This is a genomic window from Risungbinella massiliensis (assembly GCF_000942395.1).
GTDB classification, from domain to species: Bacteria; Bacillota; Bacilli; order Thermoactinomycetales; family Thermoactinomycetaceae; genus Risungbinella; species Risungbinella massiliensis.
The window spans coordinates 2,096,222-2,122,970 of sequence record NZ_LN812102.1; the positions used below are offsets into that span (position 1 = coordinate 2,096,222).

21 protein-coding genes, 1 tRNA gene, 2 rRNA genes and 1 other RNA gene are annotated in these 26,749 nt (G+C 42.2%); all 25 read left to right on the plus strand.

Going from position 1 to position 26,749, the window contains the following annotated elements; all coding sequences use genetic code 11:
- Nucleotides 1-4 precede the first annotated feature (4 nt).
- Nucleotides 5-1,987, plus strand: a complete 1,983-nt coding sequence (locus VJ09_RS10855) for a glycoside hydrolase family 15 protein (RefSeq protein WP_044641451.1) — start codon at nucleotides 5-7, stop codon at nucleotides 1,985-1,987.
- Between the two features lie 115 nt (nucleotides 1,988-2,102).
- The gene (locus tag VJ09_RS10860; RefSeq protein ID WP_147635473.1) at nucleotides 2,103-3,596 is read left to right on the plus strand and encodes a degradosome RNA helicase CshA; all 1,494 of its coding nucleotides are present in this window, start codon (nucleotides 2,103-2,105) and stop codon (nucleotides 3,594-3,596) included.
- Nucleotides 3,597-3,772: 176 nt separating this feature from the next.
- Complete coding sequence (locus VJ09_RS10865) at nucleotides 3,773-4,366, plus strand: TetR/AcrR family transcriptional regulator (protein ID WP_044641452.1); 594 nt, start codon at nucleotides 3,773-3,775, stop codon at nucleotides 4,364-4,366.
- An 84-nt stretch (nucleotides 4,367-4,450) separates the two neighbouring features.
- Entirely contained in the window at nucleotides 4,451-6,631 is a 2,181-nt protein-coding gene (locus VJ09_RS10870; RefSeq protein ID WP_044641453.1) for a YhgE/Pip domain-containing protein, read from the plus strand.
- A 306-nt stretch (nucleotides 6,632-6,937) separates the two neighbouring features.
- The gene (locus tag VJ09_RS10875; RefSeq protein ID WP_044641454.1) at nucleotides 6,938-7,186 is read left to right on the plus strand and encodes a DUF308 domain-containing protein; all 249 of its coding nucleotides are present in this window, start codon (nucleotides 6,938-6,940) and stop codon (nucleotides 7,184-7,186) included.
- 186 nt (nucleotides 7,187-7,372) lie between these two features.
- Nucleotides 7,373-8,374: a metal ABC transporter substrate-binding protein gene (locus VJ09_RS10880; protein ID WP_044641455.1), complete on the plus strand. Its 1,002-nt coding sequence runs from the start codon at nucleotides 7,373-7,375 to the stop codon at nucleotides 8,372-8,374.
- Nucleotides 8,371-9,123: a metal ABC transporter ATP-binding protein gene (locus tag VJ09_RS10885; protein ID WP_044641456.1), complete on the plus strand. Its 753-nt coding sequence runs from the start codon at nucleotides 8,371-8,373 to the stop codon at nucleotides 9,121-9,123. Before VJ09_RS10880 ends, VJ09_RS10885 begins: the two co-directional genes overlap by 4 nt.
- A gap of 19 nt (nucleotides 9,124-9,142) precedes the next feature.
- Nucleotides 9,143-9,997: a metal ABC transporter permease gene (locus tag VJ09_RS10890; RefSeq protein ID WP_044641457.1), complete on the plus strand. Its 855-nt coding sequence runs from the start codon at nucleotides 9,143-9,145 to the stop codon at nucleotides 9,995-9,997.
- Nucleotides 9,998-10,051: 54 nt separating this feature from the next.
- A complete protein-coding gene (locus VJ09_RS10895; protein WP_044641458.1) occupies nucleotides 10,052-10,465 on the plus strand; it encodes a Fur family transcriptional regulator in 414 nt (137 codons plus the stop codon).
- A 198-nt stretch (nucleotides 10,466-10,663) separates the two neighbouring features.
- Complete coding sequence (locus VJ09_RS10900; protein ID WP_044641459.1) at nucleotides 10,664-11,047, plus strand: GntR family transcriptional regulator; 384 nt, start codon at nucleotides 10,664-10,666, stop codon at nucleotides 11,045-11,047.
- Nucleotides 11,040-11,744: an ATP-binding cassette domain-containing protein gene (locus VJ09_RS10905; RefSeq protein WP_044641460.1), complete on the plus strand. Its 705-nt coding sequence runs from the start codon at nucleotides 11,040-11,042 to the stop codon at nucleotides 11,742-11,744. The genes VJ09_RS10900 and VJ09_RS10905 overlap by 8 nt, the downstream gene beginning before the upstream one ends.
- Nucleotides 11,741-12,514, plus strand: coding sequence for a hypothetical protein (locus VJ09_RS10910; protein WP_044641461.1), 774 nt, complete (start codon nucleotides 11,741-11,743; stop codon nucleotides 12,512-12,514). The genes VJ09_RS10905 and VJ09_RS10910 overlap by 4 nt, the downstream gene beginning before the upstream one ends.
- Before the next feature lie 285 nt (nucleotides 12,515-12,799).
- On the plus strand, nucleotides 12,800-14,239 hold the full coding sequence (locus VJ09_RS10915) for a TldD/PmbA family protein (protein ID WP_044641462.1): 1,440 nt from the start codon (nucleotides 12,800-12,802) through the stop codon (nucleotides 14,237-14,239).
- A 1-nt stretch (nucleotide 14,240) separates the two neighbouring features.
- Nucleotides 14,241-15,611, plus strand: coding sequence for a TldD/PmbA family protein (locus tag VJ09_RS10920; protein ID WP_044641463.1), 1,371 nt, complete (start codon nucleotides 14,241-14,243; stop codon nucleotides 15,609-15,611).
- 113 nt (nucleotides 15,612-15,724) lie between these two features.
- Complete coding sequence (tadA, locus tag VJ09_RS10925; RefSeq protein WP_044641464.1) at nucleotides 15,725-16,210, plus strand: tRNA adenosine(34) deaminase TadA; 486 nt, start codon at nucleotides 15,725-15,727, stop codon at nucleotides 16,208-16,210.
- Nucleotides 16,211-16,593: 383 nt separating this feature from the next.
- Nucleotides 16,594-16,683 (plus strand) — tRNA-Ser (locus tag VJ09_RS10930).
- A gap of 87 nt (nucleotides 16,684-16,770) precedes the next feature.
- Nucleotides 16,771-17,036, plus strand: an RNA gene (gene ffs / locus VJ09_RS17840) — signal recognition particle sRNA large type.
- Nucleotides 17,037-17,320: 284 nt separating this feature from the next.
- Nucleotides 17,321-18,460: a two-component system sensor histidine kinase NtrB gene (locus VJ09_RS10935; protein ID WP_052807341.1), complete on the plus strand. Its 1,140-nt coding sequence runs from the start codon at nucleotides 17,321-17,323 to the stop codon at nucleotides 18,458-18,460.
- Between the two features lie 220 nt (nucleotides 18,461-18,680).
- The gene (gene dnaX, locus VJ09_RS10940; protein WP_044641465.1) at nucleotides 18,681-20,399 is read left to right on the plus strand and encodes a DNA polymerase III subunit gamma/tau; all 1,719 of its coding nucleotides are present in this window, start codon (nucleotides 18,681-18,683) and stop codon (nucleotides 20,397-20,399) included.
- The gene (locus VJ09_RS10945) at nucleotides 20,399-20,710 is read left to right on the plus strand and encodes a YbaB/EbfC family nucleoid-associated protein (protein ID WP_044641466.1); all 312 of its coding nucleotides are present in this window, start codon (nucleotides 20,399-20,401) and stop codon (nucleotides 20,708-20,710) included. The genes dnaX and VJ09_RS10945 overlap by 1 nt, the downstream gene beginning before the upstream one ends.
- 17 nt (nucleotides 20,711-20,727) lie before the next feature.
- Nucleotides 20,728-21,324 (plus strand): recombination mediator RecR, encoded by a 597-nt coding sequence (recR, locus tag VJ09_RS10950; protein ID WP_044641467.1) that lies wholly within the window; start codon nucleotides 20,728-20,730, stop codon nucleotides 21,322-21,324.
- Nucleotides 21,325-21,547: 223 nt separating this feature from the next.
- Complete coding sequence (locus tag VJ09_RS10955) at nucleotides 21,548-21,820, plus strand: pro-sigmaK processing inhibitor BofA family protein (RefSeq protein WP_044641468.1); 273 nt, start codon at nucleotides 21,548-21,550, stop codon at nucleotides 21,818-21,820.
- A 165-nt stretch (nucleotides 21,821-21,985) separates the two neighbouring features.
- Nucleotides 21,986-23,489: ribosomal RNA gene (locus VJ09_RS10960) — 16S ribosomal RNA — on the plus strand.
- A 201-nt stretch (nucleotides 23,490-23,690) separates the two neighbouring features.
- A complete protein-coding gene (locus tag VJ09_RS10965) occupies nucleotides 23,691-25,535 on the plus strand; it encodes an arabinofuranosyltransferase (RefSeq protein ID WP_044641469.1) in 1,845 nt (614 codons plus the stop codon).
- Between the two features lie 193 nt (nucleotides 25,536-25,728).
- A 23S ribosomal RNA gene (locus VJ09_RS18715) occupies nucleotides 25,729-26,749 on the plus strand; the annotation flags it as partial.

The window sequence follows — 26,749 nt, forward strand, 5'->3', positions numbered from 1 at the left end:
ACAAATGAAACGTTCGCCTGTAACAAACAAACCATATTTAAATGAAGCGGTTATTGGAAACTCTTCTATGCTTATAGCTTTAGGCAGTACGGGAGAAATCTACCGCATGTGGTGGCCGAATATCGATATGCCGCAACATGTAGAGAGTTGGAAGTCTGGTATTCGTTTAACCAATGGTTCCGAGACTTCTTGGATCGAAGAGAGAGAAGATTGGACACATCATCAATCTTATGTAGCAAAGACAAATATCCTCCAAACAACTGCGACCTATCGGAACCAAGAGGAATTGCCTCTCACCGTGGTAAACACCGATTGGGTGCTTCCAAATAAAGATGTTCTCTTACGGCATTATCAGTTCACCAACTCATCTACTAGCAAGCTAGAGATAGAGTTTTTTGTTTGCGCTTCCTTGACAGTAGCAGAGGGTCGTCACTACCATACGGTCTCATTTGAGCCGGATATAGATGGATTAGTTTATTTCCGACAGAACTATGCTTTTACGCTTTCTAGTGCAAACGTTTGCAAAGGATATACAACCGGAAATGTGTTTGCTCAAGTAGCGACAGGTCATCTAAATGGGAATTCCATTGCGATGGAATCGGAAGGTGCATTGTCTTATCGGATCCAAATTCCGGCAAAAAGTACAGTGGATTTTCCGATCTATCTAGCATCTGGCCATACCATCCAAGAAGCAAAGCAAAATTTAGTAGAAACAAAGGAACTCTCGGTTACTTCGCTTTTCGAGGAGACCAAAGAGTATTGGACAGCTTATTTGGAGAAAACAATTTCTCTCCAACATCTGGACCAACAAGCTATCCAGATCTACGAACGCTCCCTATTAGTTTTTGCTTTGATGAGTGATCGCAAGACAGGAACTGTTATTGCGGCACCAGAATTTGATGAGGCCTTTGTGGAGTGCGGAGGATATGCGTACTGTTGGGGAAGGGATGCAGCCTTTATTGCTACAGCCTTTGATCAAGCTGGTCTCACTCATTTATCGCGAAGTTTTTACCAATGGGCTTTGACTGCACAAGATGCAGATGGCTCTTGGCAACAACGCCACTATCACGATGGTACGTTAGCCCCTTCGTGGGGTTTGCAGATCGACGAAGGAGCATCCCTCATTTGGGGAATGTATCAACATTATCTAAATACATCCGATCCTGCTTTCTTGCATGAGATTTGGGAAGCAGTGAAAAAGGGGACAGAGTTTCTGGTTGAATTCCTTGATCCTCAAACGGGTCTACCTCTTCCGAGCAACGACCTATGGGAAGAGCGTTTTGCTGAACATACATACTCAGCTGCCGCTGTGTATGGAGGGATTTCGGCTGCGGCGGAGATTGCGAAAGTGATGGGAATAGAGGAATATGCAACAAAATGGTCTGCTGTTGCAATAGTTCTAAAAAAAGCGATTGAAGACAAGGTGTTCGATCCAAAAACCAATCGTTTTTATCGTGGATTGAAACTCTCGGTTAATCAACAAGTATATGAAGATGCATTGCAAGCAGGGCGGAAGGGCTACATAGATCAGGATCAAAAAGGTTACCAACGATATGTGTTAGAAATCGATCCTATTCTAGATATTAGTTTAGTTGGACTTTCGATTCCGTTTGGGATACTATCAGCGGATGATGAACGAATGGTAGCAACTGCAAATGCAATCGAGGAAACCTGTACTTCTCCAGTGGTTGGTGGAATTCGGCGTTACGAAAATGATGATTACATTGGAGGGAATCCATGGATCTTGACCACCCTATGGTTAGCGCAACTTCGGATAAAGCAAGGTCGCATGGAAGATGCTACTAGGTTGTTCCAATGGGCTATAGACCATGCATCACCACTGGGCTTACTTCCAGAACAAGTAGATCAGCAAACTGGTGAACCAGCTTGGGTGTTACCATTAACATGGTCCCATGCCATGTTTGTCCTCACTGCACATCTTTTCGAAACAGAGTATCGTTCTAATAGAAAAACATTAGGAGAATAAGAGGTTCTCGTGTATAGTTAGTAGGTTGAATAAAATGCCCGGATGAGAATAGGCGGATTGGTCAACAAATAAGATATTGGTTTTTTTACAACCTTTGAGAGGAGCAAAAATTCGATTGGTACGATTTGCAGATTTAGGACTAAGTGAAGAGGTTTTACAGTCTATGGAAAAAATGGGGTTCGAAGAAGCGACCCCGATTCAAGCACAGACCATCCCCTTGGCACTCGCAGGTAAAGACCTTTTAGGTCAAGCTCAGACGGGAACGGGTAAAACAGCAGCTTTCGGTATTCCATTGGTAGAAAAAATTGCGGTAGATGATGGGCATGTACAAGGGCTTATTATCACCCCGACACGAGAGCTAGCAGTTCAGGTTGCAGAAGAACTGAACCGGATTGGACAAGTAAAGAAAGTACGGACTCTTCCGGTGTATGGTGGACAGGAGATTGATCGCCAGATTCGCTCGTTGAAAAAACGTCCTCACATCGTTGTAGGTACTCCTGGACGTTTGCAAGACCATATTCGTCGTAGAACTATTCGTCTACAAACGGTCGAAATGGTCATCTTGGATGAAGCAGATGAAATGCTGAACATGGGCTTCATTGAGGATATCGAAGCGATTTTGACAGAGGTTCCAACATCACGGCAAACTCTGTTGTTCTCCGCTACGATGCCAAAACAGATTCAGGCACTAGCAGAAAAGTTTATGACTGAACCTGCCAATGTCAAAATTCAAGCAAAACAAGTAACAATGCCCAACATCGAACAATATTTTATGGAAGTTGCTCCAAAGCAGAAATTTGATGTGCTCTGTAATCTTTTAGACATCCAATCACCTGAACTTGCCATCGTTTTTGGACGAACCAAAAAAGGCGTAGATGAGATTACAGAAGGTCTACGCAAACGTGGGTATTCGGCAGAAGGACTTCATGGTGATTTGACCCAAGCAAAACGGGATCAAGTGGTACGCAGGCTTAAAAGCGGTTCGATTGACATCATGGTAGCAACCGATGTAGCAGCTAGAGGCTTAGATATTAGTGGGATTACTCATGTGTACAACTATGATATTCCACAAGATCCAGAAAGCTATGTTCACCGTATTGGACGTACTGGACGTGCTGGAAAACATGGAGTTGCGATGACGTTTGTCCATTCTCGTGAGATGAATCACCTCAAGCTAATCGAACGAGTAACCAAATCCAAAATTAAGCGAGAGGCAGTTCCGACCATTGCCGAAGCACTACATGGTTCTCAGCAGACTGCGGTGAACCAGTTGTTAGAGGTTGTGCAAGAGGGTCAAGTAGACACCTACCATCAAATCGCAAAGAATTTGTTGGAACAACATGATTCGGTAACATTGTTATCTGCTGCTTTGAAGATCATGACCAAAGAACCAGATACTACGCCAGTAGAGCTCTCTCAACACTTTGTAATGGATCGCGGTTCCCGTTCTGGTGGAAGACGTGATGGCGGAAGAGGCCGTGGAGATGGTAGATTTGGAAAAGGCGGCGGCAAAAAACGCTTTGATAAAAAAGAAAAAAGCTCTTTTAAACGCGATAACTCTGGGCGCAAAAACGGTCCGAAAAAGTCGAAACAACGAGTAGGACAATAAGAGCATAAGAAGTCGCAAGAGGTTGGTATAGGGCAAATATCAGCCTCTTTATGCTATATTGGAATATATACCATTTTAGAAACCAACGGAGAAAATCTGGATCTAGGGAGCGACTTTGTCATTGTAACGGAGCGAGTCTAATCCAAATTTTTGGAGTATAGGAAAGGAACGAATTGATGTTGCGCCATCCAAAAATAGAGGGTATTTTTCAAGCGGCAGTTGAAGTTTTTTCTCATAGCGGATTTGACCAAGCAAAAGTAGATGAGATTGCACAAAAAGCAGGAGTAGCGAAAGGTACTATTTATTATCACTTTCGGAGTAAAGAAGAATTGTTCCTTGGGATGATTAGCGAAGGATTAGAGAAATTGGTTGACTTTGTAGAACGAAATATCCAAACATCAGACGATCCGATTGTCCAACTAGAACAGGTTGTTAGAGCACAGCTTCTCTTTTTTTCTGAGAATGCCAAACTTGCTAAAATTATTTTGCAAGAAGCATTTGGAACCAAAGAGAGACAACAAGAGTTTCGCCATCATGTTCGGGACTATCTACGATTGATTGAAGGTTTGCTGGAAAAAGGCCAAGCACAAGGCGTGTTTCGAGTTGCCAATGTTAGTGAAATGGCTTCTGCTATTTTTGGAGCACTTAGTGTATCGGCATTACAAAAGATTTTTTCGTTAGAAGGCGATGCATTACAAACGGATCAAGCGTTAGTAATACTTAGCGATAGTATGGTTCATTTTGTGCTCGGTGGCATAAAAATGTCATAAATTCACTCTTCCCTCCATAAGAAGAGGAGAGTATACTATTTTTTGTACTGACCAGTCAGTTTTTTCAGGAGGTGAGAATGATCCATGTTATCTCGTAGTAAAAAGAAAAATCGTAAGTGGCATATTGCTAATTGGTCTGGTTTTCGAGACCTACAAGTATTATGGCAACAAAAGAATATGCGACTATCCCTATTGGGGGTATTGATTATCCCACTCGTCTATAGCTGTATCTATCTCTGGGCTTTCTATGACCCATATGAAAATGTACAACACCTCCCAGTGGCTTTCGTCAATGAAGACCGTGGAGCCCTACTGGATGGAGAGAGTGTGAACGTAGGACAAGAGCTAGTAGAAGAGTTAGAGAACAATAACAAAGTAAAATGGGAATTTGTCACAAGAGAGGAGATGGAACGAGGATTTCGAGAAGGACATTATTTTCTAGGAGTCGTCGTGCCCTCCGATCTCTCTGAACGAGTCACCACAGTAGATAGTCAAAAACCAGTTGCGGGACAATTGGAATACCGCTATGACGAAGGACAGAACTATTTGTCTGGCAAAATCGGGGCATCGATGATTCGGAGTCTCGAACAAGAACTAGATCAAAAACTAACCAAAGAATTTGTGGCTAAAATCTTAGATAACATTGAAGAGTCGACCAATGATTTAGAGAAAGCGGCGGATGGTTCTCGGACTCTATCGGATGGTACTGCAAAAGCAAAAGATGGGAGCCATCAAATTTATGATGGTTCGATTCAATTAGAAGCTGGCGCACAGAAACTATACCAAGGGAATCAAGAGCTCAATAAAGGAATTGGGCAGTTACGTAACGGATTGGTTCAACTTGATCAAGGAATCCGTCAGTTAGAAAATGGAGCGCATCAAATTGATGGGCAGTTACAGCCTAAAATCAATAAAGTGCTAGAGATCCAACGGAAAATCCACGACATCAATCGGAGAATCCAAGAGCTGACCAAACAACCTATACCTAGTACGGGAAATCTGCCCAGTGAGTTGGATACTGCTCAAACCAGACTACGTAACGCTACACAACAAAAAGAGAAGGCTGAAAATGCGCTTGAAAAGCTACTGTTGACTCATCCAGAGCTAAAAAATGACGCTGCAGTAGGGGAAATGCGTACAGCAATAACATCCGCAGCAAGAGAGCAGAATGAAGCATCGAATTCGCTAGAGAAGATCCAAACGCGAATCGCCGAGATTCAGAAAGCAATTCAAGAAATTCGAAATTGGCGTGGATGGCTGTCAGAGACTTCTCAGCAAATAACCGATAGTGTAGATCAGCAAGTCGACCAAGTGGTGAAACTGGGAGATGGGATTCACCAGATCGCAGGTGGTCTCACTCAAGTGGAACAAAACCAACAAAAACTGATCACAGGTGCTACCAAACTGGCAGAAGGTAGTCAGAAACTGGTAAAGAACTTCCCGACCTTAGTAACGGGACTCGGAGATTTAAGTCAAGGGTCGAAAGAGCTGCAAGATGGACTGGGACAAATCCAAGATGGTCAGCGAGAATTAGCGGATAAACTATCAGAGGGTGTACAGGAGTCCCGAGAATCTTTGCAAGGAAAAGAGCAAAAAGAAGAAGTGATCTCGAATCCAGTGCGGGTACAAGAACAGAACAACCATAAAGTATCCAACTATGCTTCTGGTTTTGCACCATACTTTATCTCGTTATCCCTCTGGGTTGGTAGCATGATTCTCTTTACCATCTTAGATATATTCCAATTCTCTGATCGCCTTGGAAACAAAACGCTGTCGATCTTGCCGATTGCGCTGATCGGGTTCCTGCAAGCAATCATCTGTACCGTTGCTTTGACAGAAGGTCTGGGAATTGATGTCCAACTTACTGCTTGGCTCTATCCATTTACGATTCTCATCTCTCTGTGTTTCTTGCTTATCAACCAACTATTGGTTGTATACATGGGGAATGTAGGGCGTTTCCTAGCAATTGTGATCTTGATGTTCCAGTTGGCTTCAAGTGGGGGAACCTACCCAACACAATTGCTTCCAGATGCTGTTCAGGCAATTGCTCCATATCTCCCAATGACGTACACCGTTCATGGGCTTAGAGCTATCTTATCAAATGGGAATACGGAAGCCTTACTCGGAGACATACAGGTATTGCTACTATTTGTATTAGGATGCTATCTCTTTATTAACATGAAAAAATGGATTGGCGCTTGGAAAATAAGTAACATGCACAAACAGCAAAGTCAGTTGAATAGATTGGACCTTGTGAATAGGTAAAAGATACTAGTGGCAAACATCTCTTATAGGAAGAGTGTTTGCCGCTTTTTTGCATGGAGGGAACAATCTTTGTGATATTATTTGTTTAATAGAAAAATGAACAACCGTTAAAAAGTTTAGCTCCTAGAATCAAATCAAAAGTAAAACGTAAGCAGAATTACGCACCAAATAAGCGATGGAAATTAAGTTGGCTAAGATAAGGTAGGTCTTGATCAATAAAAACCCCTTAAAACTAATTATGAAGGGATTTCCCCTGCTTCCTTGTAGAATCAGCAAAAATATAAAACAGTTTATGAGGGATAATTCATGAAAATAAAAGATTTGCTGTTTGCAGTTACAATCTCAATATTCGGTTATTTCTTTGTTTATTCTGAATCTGCTCCACTATGGAGTGCATCCATAGTTAGTGTCCTTTTGATTCTAGGTGGTATTTTCCATTGGTGGAACTATTTTTTTATGGCAGAGAAAAGAGAAGAAAAGAAAGCATCTTTAAAGGACGCAATAATTTTTACTGTTTTTGGATTGTTCATATTAATTGACAAGTTCCTTGTATGAGTAATAGGAAGTTTACTTGGTAGAAGAGACCGGAATTTACTTCGTCCAAAATGAAGGTGGTTAGTTATGGAATGGACTTTATTATATCAAACCGTAATTTTTACGATTTACAAAACGTAATCCTTCCGATATAATGACAATGTAGCAACAATATGAACGGTTACATTTTATAGGAGGAACATATAAATGAAACGAAATTGGAAAAAGATCGGATTATCTGCTCTTTCTCTTGGTTTGGCGCTTTTTCTAACTGCATGTGGGACAAATGAAGAGGCGAAGAAAGAAGCAAAAACAAAGACAGAAAAAGTATCTATCTATACATCTACTTATGCGCTAGAGGATTTTGCTAAGAAAATCGGAGGCACTCATGTAGAGGTAACAAATCTAGTGCCAGTCGGAGTAGAGCCACACGACTTTGAGCCCTCTGCAAAAGAGATCGCCCAACTAAATGAATCGGATATCTTTCTCTATAATGGTGCTGGTTTGGAGACATGGGTAGACAAAACATTATCCAGCTTAGACAAAAACAAAACCAAAGTGATCAATACAACAGATCAGTTGAGCCTATTAAAGGTTGCCGAGGAAGAAGAGCATGGTCATGGCCATGAGCACGAGCATGAAGAGGAAGCCAAAAAAGAAGACGATCATGATCATGGCGAATTTGATCCGCATGTATGGTTAGACCCTACTTTGGCAAATCAACAAGCGATGAAAATTCGGGATGCACTTATTCAACAAGATCCTGCTCATAAAGCTGATTATGAGAAGAACTTTGCTACGTTGGAGGCCAATTTCAATCAATTGGATCAGGAGTTCCAAGAGATGGTGAAAAAGGCCCCTAAAAAAGAGTTTGTGACCTCTCATGCCGCTTTTCAGTATTTGGCAAAGCGCTATGGTTTAGAGCAAGTAGCGATTTCTGGAATCTCTCCTCAAGATGAACCATCTCCTGCCGAACTAAAAGAGATAGTGGAAATGGCAAGAGAACATGGAGTAAAGTATATTATGTTTGAAACTTTGGTAAGCTCCAAGATAGCAGATGTTGTCCGAAACGAAGTGAAAGCGGAAGCTCTTACACTAAACCCCGTGGAAGGACTAACGAAGGAGGAACAAGCCCAAGGTGCAGATTATTTCTCTGTGATGAGAAAAAATAAAGAGAATCTAGCAAAAGCTCTGGGCGTCACGCAATGAGTAACATAATCGAAGTAAACAACGTCAGTTTCTCTTACGATAATCAAAAAGTACTAGACCAAGTGAACCTCACCCTGAACAAGGGTGAGTTTTTGGGTATCCTCGGACCGAATGGCTCTGGTAAATCGACCTTGATGAAATTAATCCTGGGCTTATTGAAACCAGATGAGGGTTCTATTCAGATTTTTGAAACCCCTGTAAATCAGTGGAAAAAGCGCTATCGCCTCGGATATGTATCCCAAAAATCCAACAGCTTTGACTCGGGCTTTCCGGCTACGGTAAGAGAAGTAGTTACTTCCGGACTGGTTGGAAAGAAAGGGCTGTTTCGTCGATATAACAAACAAGACCGACAACGGGTAGAAAAAGCACTTGATATTGTGGGAATTGCGGATCTTGCCAATCGGAATATCGGCAAACTTTCTGGAGGGCAACAACAACGCGCTTTTATTGCGAGAGCCTTGGTCACGGATCCAGAGCTTCTCATTTTGGATGAGCCAACAGTAGGGATTGATGCCAAGTCGACAGCTAGTTTTTATCAGCTGCTAGCCGACCTTCACCAACAAAAGGACCTTTCTCTTATCTTGGTAACGCATGATATCGGTGTGGTATCTTCTACGGTAGATCGAGTAGCTTGTCTCAATCGAAAGTTACATTTTCACGGCTCTTCCCAAGAGTTTTCAGAGAATCAAAAAGAGATTCTAACTAAAATGTACGGAACCGAGATCCAGTTGGTTCACCATCATCATTAGAAAGCGAGGTGATTGGTAGATGTCCTTTATTGAGGATTTAACTAAATATGAGTTTCTTCAGAATGCACTCCTGGCAGGCGTACTGATTGGACTCGTTGCACCGCTGATCGGAGTCTATTTAGTAGTTCGCCGTCTTTCGCTTATAGCAGATGCACTCTCTCATGTTGGATTGTCTGGTGTTGCGGCGGGTTTACTCCTACAAAAAGAAGTTTCTGCCCTTGCTAGTCTATCTCCTATCTATACAGGAATGGGATTTTCTGTGGTAGGAGCTTTATTTGTAGAACGAATTCGCAAGCTATACCAATCTTATCAAGAGTTGGCTATTCCCATTCTGCTCTCAACTGGAACAGGCTTGGGGGTAGTTTTGATTAGTGTAGCAGACGGATTTAATGTAGATATAGCTGGATATCTGTTTGGAAATATCTTAGCAGTTCGTACCGAAGAGATTCAGTTAATCGCAGTAGTAGCTGTACTTGTATTTCTTTTTCTCATTTTTTTCTATAAAGAGATGTTTGCTCTTTCGTTTGATGAAGAACATGCAGTTCTATCTGGAGTGCCTAGAAGATGGATCAATTTTCTTTTTCTTGTACTAGTGGCGCTGGTAGTTTCTGCTGCGATACGAGTAGTGGGAGTTTTACTTGTTTCTGCATTGATTACCTTACCTGCTGCTGCAAGCCTTCAGATTGGTAACAGCTTTAGGCAAGTATTAGGTTGGTCTGTGTTATATGCTCAAATATCAGTCTTAGCAGGACTTTTAGCAGCGTATTATTTTGACTTTGCTTCGGGTGGAGCGATCGTTCTTGTTTCGGTGATGATATTGTTGATAAATGTTTTCGTGAAACAAGTGAGGCGAAGAGTTCGTTCTACTAGTTAGAAGGCCCTAAAAAGGTTTAAAATAGAGTGAGGAACATGGTGAGGAGCGGTATGTATGGATCTACAAGCAGCACTCGATCGCTTGAAAGACAAAGGATATAAGTATACAGGTAAGCGTGAGCTGATGGTGGAGATCTTTCGTCGCGAGGGTAGGTATCTTAGTGCAAAAGAAGTTTTGGATTACATGCAAGAAGAATATCCTACACTTAGCTTCGATACCGTTTATCGCAATCTCTCTCTATTCGAAGAACTAGATATTGTTGAAGCGACCGAATGGGACGGAGAGAGACGGTATCGTTTTCATTGCGGAGGAAATGATCACCATCATCACCTGATCTGTACGGACTGTGGGAAGACCAGAACCATCGATATCTGTCCAATGAATGCGATTTTAGGCAAACCAGAAAAGTTTGAGATAACGGGACATAAGTTTGAGATCTATGGTAAGTGTGAACATTGCCAAGTGTAATGAGAGACATTTAGATGTTTTGTTTTGGATACTTATCAGTCGCATATAAGATAACTTGAAGACCCTGAGTAACTAGTGCTAATAGTTACTTGGGGTTTTGTTTTTTGGAAAAGTTTTTTAAAAAAAGCTTGCAATAAACCTATTTATTAGTGTATTAATTATATAGTACACTAGTTAATGAAGGTGGTGAGTGTGTATATGATGAAGTCATTTTCCAGTGCCCAGCCTATCTATTTACAGATCATCGATGAGTTCAAGCGTAAAATCTGTAAAGGAGAGTTACAGCCGGGTGATAAATTGCCAGCTGTAAGAGAGGCGGCTGCAGAGCTGGAAGTAAATCCAAATACAGTGCAAAGAGCATATGCAGAATTGGAACGGGCTATGATTGTGGAAAAAAAGAGAGGGCAGGGATCATTTGTCACAATGGAAAAAAAGGTGATTGAGGAACTGAGAGCGCATATGGCGTTAGAACAAGTAAATCGTTTTTATGAATCGATGGTTCAACTAGGTTTTTCAGGACATGAGATTGTGACGCGAGTGCAGGAAAAACAGGTGGAAATGGAGGGGGAACGCAATGAGTAACTTTGTTGCAGAGTTGAACGGGGTAACGAAGAGCTACAAGTTTTGGAATAAGGCGATTGAAGATCAATCTTTCCAAATTCCATATAGTGGAATGGTTGGTTTGATTGGCTCTAATGCAAGTGGAAAAACAACTTTATTACACCTTTTAGCCGGATTAACAAAGCCGAGTAAAGGAGAGGTATACGTCGCCGGACAAAAGATGGATTATAAAAATTTACATCAAGTAGCTTTTTTTGCTGCAGAATATCCATTTTATCCATTCATGACGATCGAAGAGACCCTCCGATATGCGAATGGAATTTATCCGGACTTTTCTTATGAGAAAGCGGAGCAGATGAGAAAAGATCTTGGATGGAATCCTAGTTTTCGAGTAAAAGACCTATCTCGTGGTAACAAAGAATTATTAAAAGTATTGATTGGATTATGTAGAAGAGTACCTTTGCTTTTATTTGATGAACCTCTGTCAGGGCTTGACCCAATAGCTAGGAAACATATTATGAAATTGTTTGCCAAGTATGCTGAAGTAGAAGAACAAACGATCATTTTAAGTTATCATGAGTTGTATGAGATAGATTCCTATTTAGATTATGTAATTGTTCTGAAAAACGGGAGAGTAGAGAAGACAGGATGGGTGGAAGATATCCGTGAAGAGGAAGGGAAAGGACTAATGGATATCCTGATGGAGGTGGCACAATGAGCGGTTTAGGTGTGATGATCAAAAAAGATCTAAGAATGATGAGAACGTCCTTTTTGCTATCGTTATGTTATGTAATAGCAGTTAGTATTGGATTTCTACTATTTCAGATGAATGTAATGATAGTAGTAGCACAATTCTCTGTATTCCTTGCTATTTTTTGTGTAGGAATTACCGCTTACCGTATGATATCAAAAGAATTTGACTACGGGTCTGCTACCCATTGGCTAACGATCCCTTCACGTTGGAAAGTACTCCTTAGTAAGTATTTGGCATTAGCTATTTTGATTCTAGTTGTACTAAGTGTTTCCTATTTAATGAACTTGGCGATCTTCTCCTACTTTTTAGAGATCCCGGAAACATGGCTTGCTAAGTATGAATTATCTTTACATGGTTTTCAGCAAATATATTTGGATTATGGGTTGGTCAGTTATTTACAGAACTATGTATATTTTATATTTATTGGGTCATGTACAATTTTGTTGGCAGTAATTTTTTCAGCCTCTAGAAAAAAAGTTCTTCCTTTGGTATTATTGATTAGCTGGGCAACCATAGAGTCTTTTGTATTATCACCCTTTTTAGAGTCGATACTGAACTTTTTACCATTGGTTCCAGAACCTCTTTCGGAACAGGGGAAACTAGGAGAAGTAATTGCTTATTGGCTTGTATCTACGGAGTTTACTTTGGGACACCATATATATTTCTTGTTTTCGTTAGGGATTATGATTTTATTTACTGGCTGGGTATTAAATCGGTTTTCAGAAGTAAAATAGTAGAAAAAACAGAACATTAGATACGATAAAATAATCCCATGTAATCTTGGAAGAGAAGATTGCGTGGGATTTTGATTTGACTGATTTACTCAATCGTTAGGTTAGCTAGTTACTTCCTTTCTTCTAAAAAAGTAATAAAAGAGTTTATTTTAGGATGTATATTACCAAAAATAAATAAAGTTCTGGTTATATAGAATGAAAAATGTGAAATTTTTGTCTTTTAGGAAGGTTATTTTCATTATTTAGCAAATTAGATGGATATTCTTGTGGTATCAGGAGGGCGCAATGGAAAAGCTTGCAAAGCATGCAGTAGACCTAGCCTGTCAATTAGGGGCGGATTACGCTGATATACGAATTTGTTATCTAGAAAAACAAGAAATTCGTATGAAGAATGGAAAATTGGAAGTTTTGACAGAGCATCAAGATCAAGGATTTGGACTTCGTGTGTTGGCGGAAGGTGGTTGGGGGTTCGTTAGTTGTCCTAGCTTGTCAGAAGAAGCGATAACGAAATCTGCTGGAGAAGCTCTACAAACCGCCCGAGCTAGTGCAAAAGTTCGCCAATCTGCTCTTCAACTTAGTGACGTTGCTCCTGTTCAATCAACGACCCAATCTCCAGTTGAGAAAGACCCTTTTGTAATACCTATCGAAGAAAAGATTGACTTATTGACCAAGGCTGATCAAGTCATGGCAAAGTATCCGGCGATTAAAAGTCGAGTTGCGACTTTCCTTGCTATGCGAGAACAAAAGCTTTTTGTTAGTAGTATTGGTTCTTGTATCCATCAAGAGATGACAATAGTCGGTGGTGGAGTGAGAGTGGTTTCTTCTGATGGACGAGATGTCCAGATTCGCTCTTATCCCAATATGTTTGATGGGAACTTTCAACAGGCTGGTTATGAGTACGTAGAGAGTTTGGATCTAGTGCAGAATGCTGCTCGAATTGCGGAAGAGGCTACCTTGTTGTTAGAGGCAGATCCATGCCCGACAGGGAATTTCCCTCTCCTACTACATGGTTCCCAGCTTGCTTTGCAAATTCATGAATCCTGCGGTCATGCAGTAGAACTTGATCGTGTTTTGGGAGAGGAAGCGGGGTTTGTGGGAAAAAGCTTTTTGACGACTGATCAACAGCATCGATTTATGTATGGTTCTCCTTTGGTGCAGTTGACAGCCGACGCTACTACAGCAGGTGGGTTAGGCAGTTTTGCTTTTGATGACGAAGGGGTACCGGGTCAGACAAAACCAATTGTAGAAAACGGTACATTCGTAGGATATCTAACAGGACGAGATACAGCTCCGCAAATTGGTGAAGCGAGTATGGGAGCGATGCGAGCAGTTGGTTGGCAAAATGTCCCCATTGTCCGAATGACCAATATCAACTTAGCACCGGGAGATCTAAGTCTCGAAGAGCTGATCACATCGACAGAGTACGGAATCTATATGGAAGGGATTCGAAGCTGGAGTATAGATGATTTGCGCTATCAATTCCATTTTGGTTGTGAGATTGCATGGGAAATACGAGATGGGAAAAAAGCCCGAATGTTAAAGAATCCCTCCTACAGTGGCAATACTCCTGATTTCTGGAGAAGTTGTGATGGAATTGCCGATCTAGCTGACTGGAAAATGTGGGGCTTTCTAAATTGCGGCAAAGGGGAGCCTATACAAGTAATGTATGTAGGTCATGGCACATCTACGGCCCGATTCCAGAATGTCCAGGTGGGAGTGAACTAGGATGCAGATTCAAGAGAATCAGATAGCCAAACAATATCTAGATGCAGTAGATTATGTTGTGAAAATGGGAAAATGCCTTGCTGAAGAGATACATTGTGCCGTATTAGGTGAAAGCCATTATTTGACACGCTTTGCTAACAATCAAGTGATCCAAAATGTTCGTAAGCGTGATGTTCAAGTTGTCATACAAGTTCAGCGAAATGGACAAACAGGTGTTGCGTCTGGGAACCAATTAGATCGGGAATCTCTAGAGAGACTTGTTCAAAGAGCTGTCCTACTAGCTAAATATTCTCCTGTTGAATCAGAGCCCACTCCGTTCTCGCAACCTGAGATAGTGTCTCAAGTGTTTGGATTTGATGATGCTTCTGAGTTTGTTTCACCAGAAGAAATGGTACAAGCCGTGCAACAAATAGTGGAAGAAGCAACCTCTCACTCTTTGCAAGCTGCTGGTGCATGTCAACTCTTTTTGCGCGATCAAGTGGTGGCTAACTCGCAAGGGGTTCGACTATTTGGTAGACAAAGTTGTGCAAAATTACATACCGTAGTAATGGGGGAAAAAGGTTCTGGTTATGCAGAACAGACAGATAAGTCGTTTGGGGCAATGGATCCTCAAAAGATTGCGAAAATCGCAATAGAAAAATGTTTGGGCAATCAGAACCCAATTTCTCTTGAACCTGGGAAGTACCCTGTCCTATTAGAGCCAAAGGCAGTAGGAGACCTTATATTATCTATTAGTAATAGCTTTAACCCTACCCATTATCATGAAGGTCAAAGTTTTTTATCAGGTAAGATGGGGTATCGTGTTTGGGATGAAAAATTATCTCTTACAGAAGATCCGCTCTCCAAAGATGGCATTCCAGAAGCTTTTGATTGGGATGGACAAGCCAGAAAAAAGGTTCCTCTCATTCAAGAAGGGGTTGCCAATGGTTTGGTATATGATATAGATACGGCAAAGCGCTATCAACAGAAAAGCACAGGAAATGGGCAGTTTCCAATAAAGAAATTACAAGGAATGAGTGGCCCTACTCCAACACACCTACATTTAGAAGCGGGAAAAGATTCGATAGAAGAGATGTTAAAAGGAATGGAACGAGGAATTCTGGTTACTCGTTTTCATTATATAGGAATGCAAAATACGAAAGATTTGCTTCTAACGGGTACCACACGTGATGGTACATTTTTAGTGGAGAATGGACAAATCAAAGCACCCATTTACAATCTCCGGTTTACACAAAAGCTTAATGAGGCATTCCAAAGTGTAACAGCAGTTGGTTCGCAAACGCAGCTGGTTAGTTCCTGGTTTGGCTCTACTTGTCGAGTGCCGGCACTTTCCTTAAAGGAGTTTACGTTTACAGAACAACTTCGACATTGATTTTAAGCCGCTTCTAACGAGCGGTTTTTCTTTTTGTTGATATTTTTATGATAGGATAACGAGTAGCAAAACGAATAAGTTCCGGGATCACTTAGAGTCTAAGGAGTTTTGATATGTTAGAGGAACAGATGATGCGGGCGGCACTACAGGAAGCAGAAAAAGCAAGAGAGTTAGGCGAGGTACCGATTGGCGCAGTAGTAGTTTTGGATAAGCAGATCATTGGACGGGGTTATAATCGCCGAGAGATAGAACAAAATCCATTGCTTCACGCAGAGTGTATTGCCATTCAAGAAGCAGCAGAACAAATAGGTAGTTGGAGATTAGTGGATTGCGAACTCTATGTCACCTTGGAACCGTGTCCTATGTGTGCTGGAGCCATTTTACAGTCACGTATCTCTCGTGTTATCTATGGAACCCGAGATCCAAAAGCAGGTTGTGTCGGGTCCTTAATGAATCTGTTGCAAGACACTCGTTTCAACCATCAAACAGAAGTGATAGAAAATGTTTTGCAAGAGGAATGTAGCCAAATCTTAAAGGATTTTTTTCAAGAGATACGCCGAAAGAAAAAGCTAGAAAAACGTATGGCACTAGATAAATAAAGCGAAAAGGACAAAAGAAGTGGATATGCTCTTTATCTCTATAGTGCATGTTGCCATAATCATCTCAAAGCCAGAGGTTCCCCCTTTTGAGATGCGACTATGAGCGGTAGGGAACTGGAGTAGATCAGATGCGGGAAAAATGGGCGGTGCGCCTATGATTAACTTGGATTAATGCAACAAGCTATCTATACTCTAATTAAATGTGTTTGTTTTCAGTACATAGCTAGTTATTTTTCCCTGCTAAAGTCATAGTAGCCGTTTCAAGTAAGCTGAAGCGAAAACCATCCGATAAACCTAAACAACTACGTATCAGGTTACTTTCATCTGTTGTAAGTACCTTGACGTATAGCCTCGTTTTCTGTATGATATATTAATGTCTAGATGGAAAGGTGTCCGAGAGGCCGAAGGAGCCTGCCTCGAAAGCAGGTACAGTCATTAGGCTGTCGTGGGTTCGAATCCCACCCTTTCCGCCAACCAAAACAGCTACAGGCGAACGCTTGTAGCTGTTTTATTTTTCCAGTGATTGAGATTTACTCTGCTCTCTGTTATAATGAGGTCTATCGGGCTAGGTGGGGAACTGGCGGTGCCCTGTAACCTGCAATCCGCCTTAGCGGGACTGAAGTCCCTGTCGAGGTCTAGATTGGTCATGGTCTGGTTTGACTGGAAAGTGTGGACGATTGGGTCCTACGCAACGGGTGCTCTCGAACCGTGTCAGGTCCGGAAGGAAGCAGCACTAAGGGTGATTTCTCGTGTGCCGTAGGGTAGCCTGATTCGAGCTGGAAAGTCAAAGTCCGCGTGGGTTTTCTAGATCGGAGCTGGGGCCCGATTTACATATCGTAATGAGAAGCTGTCCTGATGGGCGGCTTTTATTTTTGATTTTATATGGAAAAAGAAGGAAGTGTGTAGCGGGTAGCGAATAGAAAAATAGAGAAAAATGTTCAAAAGATTCGTTTGAAATTGGCAAAATGAAGAACATCTTGATCTAAGGAGTGACTTTGTCAAAGCAACGGAACGATTCTATTCAAGATTTTTCAGTGATTGTTGCTCCAAACGGAACTTAAATCTAGTTGTATAAAAAACATGAGGAAAATTGAGTGTGGTGGAAATTGAATGGCTCAGACGGAAATGCAAGTAATGAATAATTTAGCGAATCGTCGAATGTACTCATTTCTTCCTTATCGTACGATCCAAAGTGAAGAACGGCCTTCTCCTTTTGTTTCTGCTCTTTTATCGCAACTAAACATAGGATTGCTCGTTATGGATCATTCAGAAGCGATAGTAGAATTAAATAATATTGGTTGTTCCATGCTTGGGATTGAGGCCCGAGCAGCCTACGGTCGTAGAGTCTGGGATCTCATCTCTTGTTTAGATCAACAGGAAAAAGAATTAGACCGCTTAGCGCAATTCCTCAACACGACCTATTCTCCTTTTGAACAACTAGAACTGAGTTGGAAACTAAATGGATCCCTAGAGCACTTGGTACTTCGGAAAGGAAGACAAGAAGAGACAGGGTTTACCTTTTTTATTATAGAGAACAAGACTGAACAGTATCGTTTAACAGAACAAGTACGTTTCCATGATCGATTAGCTACAATTGGACAAGTTGCAGCAGGTACAGCCCACGAAATCAGAAATCCTCTTACCTCCATCAAAGGATTTTTGCAAATGATAGGGGATCGCATGCAAGAGATTGGACAGCTAAAAGAAAAGTCGTACATCGAGATTATGTTGAAGGAGATCAGTAGAATTAATCACTTGGTCTCGGAGTTTCTTGTACTTAGTAGACCGCGAGAAGTAAATCGCCAGGTTGTTAGTGTCCAAGAAGTATTACATGAGATTCTTCCTCTTATTGAAAGTGAGGCAAGATTGCATAATATTGATCTTTCCTATGATATCCCTTCAGTACCTGTCGCCAATCTGCATGGTGATGCGGAATTGCTTAAACAAGTATTTCTCAATATTAGTAAAAATTCAATTGAGGCAATGGGTGAGTCTGGTGGTCAGCTTAGGTTGAATCTAAAAAAGACGGACTCTTTTATGCATTTAGTAGAAATTGTAGACAATGGTCCTGGAATCCCGGTTCACCTCCAAGAAAAAATATTTGAGCCCTTTTTTACAACAAAAGAACACGGAACAGGTTTGGGATTGCCGATCTGCCAACAAATAGTTCGGGAAATAGGTGGGAAGATGAGATTACAATCTTCTCCTAATGGATGTTGTTTTCAATTGTTTTTTCCGATTTTCACGTAAGAGCATTTGGCTGATTCAGAGCTTAACGGGAAAGAACGCTCTTTCCTTTAAAAGAGCTGATAAGTTCAACTACTATCAATGGGGATATCTCCTGATGATAGAAGTTCGCTTAATTACCACTCATAGGAGTGGTTTCTTTTTTGATCGGGATATCTGGGTATAGTATGATGTTAGCAGGTTAGAACTTAGATCTTAGTAGAGATCGGTTGGAGTGTTGGTCATGTCTTATCAAGCTTTGTACAGAGTGTGGCGACCACAAAGGTTTTCCGACCTTATTGGGCAAGAACATATAACGCAGACATTGATGAACGCTTTACAAGAATCCAAGTTTTCTCATGCTTATCTGTTTAGTGGTCCAAGAGGAACAGGTAAAACCAGTGCGGCCAAACTTTTTGCCAAGGCAGTCAACTGTGAGAATGGTCCCCAAGCGGAACCTTGTAATGAATGTCACGCTTGTAAAAGTATCCAAGCAGGCTCCTCCTTAGATGTAGTAGAGATTGATGCTGCATCCAACCGGGGAGTAGATGAGATACGAGATTTACGTGAAAATGTACGCTATGCACCTACTGATGTGAGATATAAAGTGTATATCATCGATGAAGTACATATGCTTACGACAGAGGCGTTTAATGCGTTACTTAAAACATTAGAAGAACCACCTAGTCATGTGATTTTTATATTAGCTACTACTGAGCCCCACAAATTACTTCCAACCATCCTCTCTAGATGCCAACGGTTCCCTTTTCGCAGGATACAGTTAGAAAAGATGGTAAGCAGGCTCTCCTATATATGCGAAAGAGAAGAAGTTGATTTCGAAGAATCAGCACTCTGGGCAATTGCGAGGCTTGCAGACGGAGGGATGCGGGATGCGCTCAGTATGTTGGATCAAGCAATCTCGTTTGGAGCAGGAGTTGTAAAGGAAGAAACTATTCATGCGATGGTTGGTTCTGTGTCACCTATTGCGATTTGGAATCTTCTTCGAGATGTTTTGGAAACAAACACCCAATCCGCACTTGAAAAAGTAGATTCTTTTATACAAGATGGGTTGGAACCTGATAAGTTAATTCAAGACTGTACGTTGTTATGTCGTGACATATTATTGAGTAAAACTAGTGCTTCTCAAGAAAGAGACTATCCTTTCCTAGAGAAGGAAATATCTTATATTCAGACCCTGTCTGTTTCTAGACTAACAAGCGTGATGGAAGAACTTCTTCAAGCATCACAACAGCTAAAATGGACACCCTATCCAAGGATTTTTCTAGAGATGTTGATTATCCGACTAGCGCAAACAGATCAAGAATTAGCTGATTGGAATACTCTACAAAAAAAAGTGACTCTATTAGAACGACAAGTGGAACAACTCTCTACTAAAGGACTTCCTGTTCAGTCTAGTCAGGTGAAACAAGCAGAAACCGCTCCCGAACTAAAACCACCATCCGTACAGTCTAAACCTGCAAGATCTCCTGCAAGTTCTGTTGCCATTACCAATAAGCTCCAAGGATTTGGGACAGATGGTTTGCCAGAGATCAAAAGGGGTTGGAATCAAGTTCTTCACAAAGTAAAAGAAGAAAAAATTACGGTTCATGCTTGGTTGGTAGACGGAGAACCAGTAGCTGTTCGAGGAGCTGAAGTGTTAGTTGCGTTTCGTAGCAAGATTCATCGGGATACTACAGAAAAAGCAATGAACAGGCAATTGATCGAGCATATTATGCGACAAGTTTATGCCAAGCCCTACCAATTAAAAACAATTATGCTTACTCAATGGGAAGAATCCGTCGATACAAAAAAAGCGATTCCCCAAAATCCGATATTGAAAGAAAAAAAAGATACTGCAACTTCCTTGCAAGATGATATTGTAAAGAAGGCGAAAGATTTATTCGGTAATGAGGTTGTAGAGGTATACGATGAGAATCAAGATTTGAATGGAGGAAACAGTTAATGCGTAATATGAATCAAATGATGAAACAAGTAAAGAAAATGCAACAAGAGATGGCAAAAGCTCAACAAGAACTCGAAAAGAAAGAAGTTACAGGAACTGCTGGTGGCGGTGTAGTGAAAGTTACCATGACTGGGCAAAAACAAGTAAAAGCAGTGGAAATCGCTCCAGAAGCAGTAGATCCAGATGATGTAGAAATGCTTCAGGACTTGGTGCTAGCAGCGATCCAAGATGCGATGAAACAAGTAGATGAAATGATGGAAAAAGACATGGGACGCTTTACCCAAGGACTAAATATCCCTGGACTCTTTTAAAGAAAGGTGTCTCGCGATTGTATCTTCCAGAACCCCTTACTAAATTGATGGAAAGTTTTATGAGGCTCCCAGGAATCGGTCCTAAAACAGCTCAACGTTTGGCCTTCTATACGCTCAAAATGGAAGAAGATGATGTAATAGATTTTGCTAAAGCGTTGGTACGGGTAAAACGGGATCTGCATACTTGTAGCATCTGTGGCAATATCACGGATCAAGATCCTTGTTATATATGCCAAGATAAAAAACGGGATCGGTCCGTAATATGTGTAGTTCAAGATACTCGAGATTTGATGGCGATGGAGCGTACCCGTGAATATAACGGTCTGTATCACGTTTTAAACGGTGCCATCAGTCCCATTGAAGGAATTGGTCCTGAGCAGTTACGAATTCCTGATTTACTTCAACGATTGAGTAACGATCAAGTTCAAGAGCTAATATTGGCTACCAACCCCAATATCGAAGGAGAGGCTACAGCCATGTATCTCTCCAAATTGATTAGACCTTTTGGCTTAAAAGTTACACGCATTGCGCACGGATTGCCTGTCGGAGGGGATCTGGAGTATGCAGATGAAGTAACTCTTACCAAAGCGTTAGAGGGTAGAAGAGAACTTTAAAAGGTAACTTCGGTCAGTCGCGCAGTTTATTGATCTTGACCTAACAGATTGAGGCAGTTGATCCCCTACCTTCTTTCAAATTTTCAGTCGGGGATCAACTGCTGTTTTTTGTGGCATAACTAGAACAGAATGTAGGATCCTATTCAATATTAGGTGCCTTTATTGGTATCTTACGAACTTGTCTTGCATAGCCTTTCCTAAGAGATAGGAAAGGGGAATCGATATGTTTCAGCTTGAATATTGGATCTGGATCGCTTTAGCTGGGATTGGAATCTTAATGCTACTTAGCAAATCGGTTCGAAAGCCACTACAGTATGTATGGTATGGAATTTTGTACTCTGCTACAGGAGCGATTATTCTCTTTCTCATTAATCTGGTAGGCAAAAATTTTGGATTTGAGTTCGCGATTAACCCCATAACTGGTTTTATTGTAGGTTTCTTAGGATTACCAGGAATGGGATACTTGGCAGTGGTAGAAGTTTTTTTACTCCATTAAAAAAGTAAAAAAAGTATTGACTCTATTAATCTAGCATGATATATTATTTCTTGTCGCCGCGACAAGGCGGCACAAACAAAAAAGCAATGATGTTCTTTGAAAACGAAAGAGTGAGATGTATCACATTTAGCCAGATGATTTACTATTGAGCTTTCAAACTCAACTTTATCGGAGAGTTTGATCCTGGCTCAGGACGAACGCTGGCGGCGTGCCTAATACATGCAAGTCGAGCGGGGTTCCTTCGGGAACCTAGCGGCGAACGGGTGAGTAACACGTGGGCAACCTGCCCTCAAGCCTGGGATAACTCCGGGAAACCGGTGCTAATACCAGATAATCATTGCTCTCGCATGAGAGCAATGTAAAAGTTTTTCGCTTGAGGATGGGCCCGCGGTGCATTAGCTTGTTGGTGGGGTAATGGCCTACCAAGGCGACGATGCATAGCCGACCTGAGAGGGTGACCGGCCACACTGGGACTGAGACACGGCCCAGACTCCTACGGGAGGCAGCAGTAGGGAATTTTCCGCAATGGGCGAAAGCCTGACGGAGCAACGCCGCGTGAGTGATGACGGCCTTCGGGTTGTAAAACTCTGTTCTTAGGGAAGAAGTTCTGACGGTACCTAAGGAGAAAGCCCCGGCTAACTACGTGCCAGCAGCCGCGGTAATACGTAGGGGGCAAGCGTTGTCCGGAATTATTGGGCGTAAAGCGCGCGCAGGCGGCGCTTTAAGTTGGGGGTTAAAGGCAATGGCTCAACCATTGTTCGCCTCCAAAACTGGAGCGCTTGAGTGCAGCAGAGGAAAGTGGAATTCCCGGTGTAGCGGTGGAATGCGTAGAGATCGGGAGGAACACCAGTGGCGAAGGCGACTTTCTGGGCTGTAACTGACGCTGAGGCGCGAAAGCGTGGGGAGCAAACAGGATTAGATACCCTGGTAGTCCACGCCGTAAACGATGAGTGCTAGGTGTTGGGGGCTTTCCCGCCCTCAGTGCCGCAGCTAACGCATTAAGCACTCCGCCTGGGGAGTACGGCCGCAAGGCTGAAACTCAAAGGAATTGACGGGGGCCCGCACAAGCGGTGGAGCATGTGGTTTAATTCGAAGCAACGCGAAGAACCTTACCAAGGCTTGACATCCCGTTGACCGGGGTAGAGATACCCCTTCCCTTCGGGGCAACGGTGACAGGTGGTGCATGGTTGTCGTCAGCTCGTGTCGTGAGATGTTGGGTTCAGTCCCGCAACGAGCGCAACCCTTATCGTTAGTTGCCAGCATTTAGTTGGGCACTCTAACGAGACAGCCGGTGAAAGCCGGAGGAAGGTGGGGATGACGTCAAATCATCATGCCCCTTATGTCTTGGGCTACACACGTGCTACAATGGCCAGTACAAAGGGTTGCGAACCCGCGAGGGGGAGCTAATCTCATAAAGCTGGTCTCAGTTCGGATCGTAGGCTGCAACTCGCCTACGTGAAGCTGGAATCGCTAGTAATCGCGGATCAGCATGCCGCGGTGAATCCGTTCCCGGGCCTTGTACACACCGCCCGTCACACCACGAGAGTTTGTCACACCCGAAGTCGGTGAGAGAACCTTACGGACTCAGCCGCCGAAGGTGGGGCAGATGATTGGGGTGAAGTCGTAACAAGGTATCCCTACCGGAAGGTGGGGATGGATCACCTCCTTTCTATGGAGTATCTTTCATGATACAAATTGGAATGTCTTACCCGGCTATGTTACTCTCACCTTTCGTTTTCAGAGAATATGACTTTTTACCCTTTGCTATATAGCAAAGGGTTTTTTTATGCTTTCGTTTTTTGAAAGGATGAAGCATGTTATGATAGGAAAATATGAGGAAGACAAAGAATAAAAGGTAGGAGAACAAAAAATGTCGCTAACACAAAAGAAACGGATCACGTTTCTCTTGTATCTCACCATAACGTTCATTAGTTCCATAGGATTAAAGTTAGTAGGTATTCCAAACTATAAGATTTGGGAAAAGTTGTTTCCCAACCTACTTTGGCTAGGAATGATTCTAGGGATTCTCTGGATACTTTTTCAAAAAAGAGTCCGAATTGTATCAGAGAATACAGAGTGGTGGACTGTACTCTGGTTTGGATACTTATTTACTTTGTTTAATGTATTTGTGCTTCGTAACACTTATTTTAGCTATAGTGGAGTAGAATCAGATCTTGAGTTTGTTACAGCAGCTATTACCAAATATGCAAACTACCACACATTTGTTGATTTTACATACAAAGATTTAGCAGCTTTTTATCCCCCGCTATATTTCTATATTCTGGGGAAAATAGCTGCCATTATCGGGATCGAGCCTTATCAAATAGTGCGTTATGCTCTGTTTGCCTTAGCAGCAATATTGCCTCCGATGATTTACCTGTTATGGAGTCGGCTGATTTCCAAAAGGTTTTCTATGGTATTCACGATAAGTTTGTTTTTACTACTACATGTTAGTTTTTTTCACAAGCAATATGAGTTTCTGAGTTTGGCGCTGATTATACCTTGGTGGTTCACATATGCTCAGCCTAAAGTAAAACCTGACGGGAGAAAGCGCTACTTCTCTTTGCTTGTTGGGGGGATATTGGGTGCCATACTTTTTCAAACATATTATTATTGGTTCTTTTTAATGATCCTCTACCTGATTTTGCAATTTTGGGTGAGTCTATATCAAAAAAGGTCTTGGCAAGCTGCAATGAGACTGATTGGTCATCCATTATTAGTCTTAGTGGTGGTTGCTTTCTTTAGCGCGCTTTTTTGGTTGCCGCTCTTAATAAATCTTTTTGAATATGGAGTCTATCCATCTCAAGCGCATTACTTCAAACAATATATGTTAGATCTACCTCTGCGATTTTCTAGTATGAGTGACTTTGCATTTGCAATAGGATTCATCGCGCTGATTTTTATGACACAAATCAATAGTTATTACAAACGATTTGGTTGGTTAATGATTACGTGTATCGTGTGGCAAATGTTGGGGCATGTAGGATTGGCAATAGGGAAGCCGCTTCTTCACTTTAAAATGTTGGACTTTCTCCACTTACTTACTCTTATTGGGATTGCTGGAATCATTAACTGGGTTACCAATTTAGACAAATTCAAAGAGTATGCGAAAACAATATTAGCTACAGTGCTCATTTTGCTCATTATGGTCAATGGTCAGATTATCACTGACTTCCAGTATGGCGAGGCTTATCGAAAAGCTGTGACAGAGAGCAAACCGAGTGATGTAAAATACGTGCAACAAAATTTAGACTATAAAGGAAAGGTATTCTTAACAGATCAATACAAGTTACATTCTTTTCTACCAACCTATGACTTTATCTCTTGGGGTGTTTTTTATTCTCATCATTCTGGGATGAGGGAAGAACGAATTGAATTTTTGGATGAGCTCTCTAAGTTTCATAACCCGGTGTTTATCTCGTATATGTTGCGTAATAACCGGTTCGACCAAATTGACTTCTTATATTTAAAAGACAAAAACGTCATTGAGTTTACGATGGATCCCTATCCAAATGTTTCGCGATCTGAGCTTGAGAAGAAAAAGATTTCCTTTGATTCTAGTGCGTTGACTGGAGGAGGTTTTGTAGACAAAGGGCGAGGAATCCTACAAATTACCGAGCAGTCAGATGAAGTAGTGCCTACGTTTACAGAGGAAGAGAAGCGTTTTGCAAAAAGATTTTTGGATCCTAAGCTACTAAAGCAAATAAAAATCTAGAAAAAAGGCTTGCATAAATTGTGCAAGCCTGTTATATTATTTCTTGTCGCCACGAGCGGCACACAAAATGAAACGCACCTTGAAAATTAGATACAGAAAGCCAAGTAAGAAAACGTAATAAAGTTTTCCTACGACATCAAATATCGTGGAAGTCTTTTACGTTTTGTTGCAATCACCGAAAAGTAATGACCGAGGTAAAGCTACTAAGGGCACACGGTGGATGCCTTGGCGCCAGGAGCCGATGAAGGACGGGACGAACACCGATATGCTTCGGGGAGCTGTAAGTGAGCTTTGATCCGGAGATTTCCGAATGGGGCAACCCACTTGCTTGAAGAGCAAGTACTGCCACCTGAATCCATAGGGTGGTAAGAGGCAGACCGGGGGAACTGAAACATCTAAGTACCCCGAGGAAGAGAAAGCAAACGCGATTCCCTGAGTAGCGGCGAGCGAAACGGGATTAGCCCAAACCAAACATCTTCGATGTTTGGGGTTGTAGGGCGTCTCACTAGGAGTTATCAAGGAAGCAGGTACCAGAAGTGGTTCTGGAAAGACCCGCCATAGCAGGTAACAGCCCTGTATGGAAAACTTGCTTCCCTCCGAGACGGACCCTGAGTACGGCGGGACACGTGAAACCCCGTCGGAATCCGGGAGGACCACCTCCCAAGGCTAAATACTACCTGGCGACCGATAGTGAACCAGTACCGTGAGGGAAAGGTGAAAAGCACCCCGAGAGGGGAGTGAAATAGATCCTGAAACCGTGTGCTTACAATCAGTCGGAGCGGGCTTGACCCGTGACGGCGTGCCTTTTGTAGAATGAACCGGCGAGTAACGGTTACGTGCAAGGTTAAGGCGAGAAGCTGGAGCCGCAGCGAAAGCGAGTCTGAATAGGGCGTACAGTACGTAGTCGTTGACCCGAAACCAAGTGATCTACCCATGGCCAGGATGAAGTTGCGGTAACACGCAATGGAGGTCCGAACCTGTTGATGTTGAAAAATCATAGGATGAGCTGTGGGTAGCGGAGAAATTCCAATCGAACTTGGAGATAGCTGGTTCTCCCCNCGATGTTTGGGGTTGTAGGGCGTCTCACTAGGAGTTATCAAGGAAGCAGGTACCAGAAGTGGTTCTGGAAAGACCCGCCATAGCAGGTAACAGCCCTGTATGGAAAACTTGCTTCCCTCCGAGACGGACCCTGAGTACGGCGGGACACGTGAAAC

Coding starts and splice junctions, on each gene's coding strand:
- VJ09_RS10855 (WP_044641451.1), top strand. CDS start 5: ATGAAACGTTCGCCTGTAACAAACAAACCATATTTAAATGAAGCGGTT.
- VJ09_RS10865 (WP_044641452.1), top strand. CDS start 3,773: ATGTTGCGCCATCCAAAAATAGAGGGTATTTTTCAAGCGGCAGTTGAA.
- VJ09_RS10870 (WP_044641453.1), top strand. CDS start 4,451: ATGTTATCTCGTAGTAAAAAGAAAAATCGTAAGTGGCATATTGCTAAT.
- VJ09_RS10875 (WP_044641454.1), top strand. CDS start 6,938: ATGAAAATAAAAGATTTGCTGTTTGCAGTTACAATCTCAATATTCGGT.
- VJ09_RS10880 (WP_044641455.1), top strand. CDS start 7,373: ATGAAACGAAATTGGAAAAAGATCGGATTATCTGCTCTTTCTCTTGGT.
- VJ09_RS10885 (WP_044641456.1), top strand. CDS start 8,371: ATGAGTAACATAATCGAAGTAAACAACGTCAGTTTCTCTTACGATAAT.
- VJ09_RS10890 (WP_044641457.1), top strand. CDS start 9,143: ATGTCCTTTATTGAGGATTTAACTAAATATGAGTTTCTTCAGAATGCA.
- VJ09_RS10895 (WP_044641458.1), top strand. CDS start 10,052: ATGGATCTACAAGCAGCACTCGATCGCTTGAAAGACAAAGGATATAAG.
- VJ09_RS10900 (WP_044641459.1), top strand. CDS start 10,664: ATGATGAAGTCATTTTCCAGTGCCCAGCCTATCTATTTACAGATCATC.
- VJ09_RS10905 (WP_044641460.1), top strand. CDS start 11,040: ATGAGTAACTTTGTTGCAGAGTTGAACGGGGTAACGAAGAGCTACAAG.
- VJ09_RS10910 (WP_044641461.1), top strand. CDS start 11,741: ATGAGCGGTTTAGGTGTGATGATCAAAAAAGATCTAAGAATGATGAGA.
- VJ09_RS10915 (WP_044641462.1), top strand. CDS start 12,800: ATGGAAAAGCTTGCAAAGCATGCAGTAGACCTAGCCTGTCAATTAGGG.
- VJ09_RS10920 (WP_044641463.1), top strand. CDS start 14,241: ATGCAGATTCAAGAGAATCAGATAGCCAAACAATATCTAGATGCAGTA.
- tadA (WP_044641464.1), top strand. CDS start 15,725: ATGTTAGAGGAACAGATGATGCGGGCGGCACTACAGGAAGCAGAAAAA.
- VJ09_RS10935 (WP_052807341.1), top strand. CDS start 17,321: ATGGCTCAGACGGAAATGCAAGTAATGAATAATTTAGCGAATCGTCGA.
- dnaX (WP_044641465.1), top strand. CDS start 18,681: ATGTCTTATCAAGCTTTGTACAGAGTGTGGCGACCACAAAGGTTTTCC.
- VJ09_RS10945 (WP_044641466.1), top strand. CDS start 20,399: ATGCGTAATATGAATCAAATGATGAAACAAGTAAAGAAAATGCAACAA.
- VJ09_RS10955 (WP_044641468.1), top strand. CDS start 21,548: ATGTTTCAGCTTGAATATTGGATCTGGATCGCTTTAGCTGGGATTGGA.
- VJ09_RS10965 (WP_044641469.1), top strand. CDS start 23,691: ATGTCGCTAACACAAAAGAAACGGATCACGTTTCTCTTGTATCTCACC.